This is a genomic window from Amnimonas aquatica (assembly GCF_002943415.1).
Lineage (GTDB): Bacteria > Pseudomonadota > Gammaproteobacteria > Pseudomonadales > Moraxellaceae > Perlucidibaca > Perlucidibaca aquatica_A.
Map to the genome: position 1 here is coordinate 1 of NZ_PTQZ01000365.1, position 1,140 is coordinate 1,140.

1 protein-coding gene and 1 tRNA gene are annotated in these 1,140 nt (G+C 56.1%); both read left to right on the forward strand.

From position 1 onward, the window contains the following. Window positions 1-127 precede the first annotated feature (127 nt). Window positions 128-487 carry a helix-turn-helix domain-containing protein gene (locus C5O18_RS10015; protein WP_158249339.1) on the forward strand — a complete coding sequence of 120 codons (360 nt, stop codon included), beginning with the start codon at window positions 128-130 and terminating at the stop codon, window positions 485-487. 52 nt (window positions 488-539) lie between these two features. Next, a tRNA-Ala gene (locus C5O18_RS10020) sits at window positions 540-615 on the forward strand. The last annotated feature ends 525 nt before the right edge of the window (window positions 616-1,140 follow it).

The following is a 1,140-nucleotide window of genomic DNA, read 5'->3' on the forward strand; positions in this document are numbered from 1 at the left end:
CTCCCTTCCGGTGGATGAGCGTCAGGCGCCCGCATGCTCCCGATAATTTGCCTTCATGGCAATTATTTTATGTAAATTGGCCCTGCGCGCTTTGCGGTGGTGGCAAGCTGGCGAGAACAATGCCGGCATGAATATTGGCCGTGTCATCAGGGGTTTGCGTGTCGAGCGGGGGCTCAAGCTGGAGCCGCTGGCGAACGATCTCGACCTCGCCACCAGCACGCTGTCGCGCATAGAGAGCGGCCGCCACAACCCCTCCCTGGAGAACCTGGAGCGCATCGCCCGCGCGCTGGGCGTTCGCGTCAGCGACATCTTCCGCGAGGCGGAGCAGGCCGAAGGGGGCCAGGCGGTGAACGAGCCCGCCAGCGAGTACGAAGCTCAGAGCGTGCAGCTGCGCAAGCTGTTCCATGCGCTCAGCGAGCAGAATCGGAGCATGGCGATAGACCTGCTGAAGACCCTGCTGCGCGGGCAGAAGCAGAGCGGCGCCTGACGGATTGCCGATCGCCGCGCGCTTTGGCAGACTACGCACCTCGCCAAGAGAAGGGCCGATAGCTCAGCTGGGAGAGCGCCGCGTTCGCAATGCGGAGGTCGAGGGTTCGATCCCCTTTCGGTCCACCATAAAATCAATGACTTAGCTCGGTTTTGCGAGCGAAAGACATGCAGGCATCGGATTTTTGTCCAAGTTCTGTCCAATTCATTTTGGGAGGATTTGGGAGCCGATGGCCTCACTCCGAAAACGCGGTGACCTGCAGTGGCAGGCCCGCATCGTCCGCAAGGGCTACCCTGCTCAAGTCAAACGTTCAACATCAGGGCTGAAGCTTGGGAGAGAAAGGGATATAAGAAAGCCTTTCTCTCTATAAAAATCAGGACTTATCTTTTAGCCACTATATGGCATAAAACGCCACCATTGCGGCAGGCATGCTACATCTTTAGGTGCGTCTTTTGGGGTGTTTATTGCCAAGTTAACACGATCATCTGATTTGTATATATAAATTGGGTATCGGTTGTACCAAATGGGATCAGGTCCGTTCACTACGACGTATGATTCGCCAGGTGATGCATCAAAGGTCAGAAACGCATTGTAGGTTGCCATTCCCTTTTGGCCTACGATCTCTAGATAGGTCCTTCCGGCTGGTATCTTCA

Coding starts and splice junctions, on each gene's coding strand:
- C5O18_RS10015 (WP_158249339.1), top strand. CDS start 128: ATGAATATTGGCCGTGTCATCAGGGGTTTGCGTGTCGAGCGGGGGCTC.